Annotated in this window: 1 protein-coding gene; it reads right to left on the minus strand. The window is 75.2% G+C overall.

Annotation, left to right across the window (positions count from 1 at the left end; translation table 11 throughout):
• Positions 1–60: 60 nt before the first annotated feature.
• Positions 61–391 (minus strand): SHOCT domain-containing protein (locus tag J1M64_RS18445; protein ID WP_206475142.1); only part of this gene is annotated, 331 nt, incomplete at its 5' end.

Raw genomic sequence — 391 nt, forward strand, 5'->3', positions numbered from 1 at the left:
ACCTCACGCTCCGCCAGTGGCTGAGCGGGCCGGTACCGGCCGAGCGGGCCCGTACGGGCCTCACAGCTCCGCGAGCAGCTCCGCCTTCTTCGCGCTGTACTCGTCGTCCGTCACGAGCCCCGCCTGATGCAGCTCCCCGAGGTGATGTATCCGCTCGGCGATGTCCGCCGGGTCGCGCCGCCCGGCGTTCACCAGGACCGGGGCCGGGACGGCCGGCGCGCTCGCGGTCCGGCGTACGGATTCCAGTACGGCGGCGGCGAAGGGCAGCGACTCGTGCACCGGCCCGTAGCCGAGGCCGAAAAGCACCGCCGCGGGATCCTGGTCCGCCGCGACCCCGACCTCGGCACCCTCCCGGGGCAGCAGGCGGAGGTGGCCGTCCAGGGCCTCGGGG

It is taken from the genome of Dietzia sp. KRD202 (genome assembly GCF_017168155.1).
Lineage (GTDB): Bacteria > Actinomycetota > Actinomycetes > Mycobacteriales > Mycobacteriaceae > Dietzia > Dietzia kunjamensis.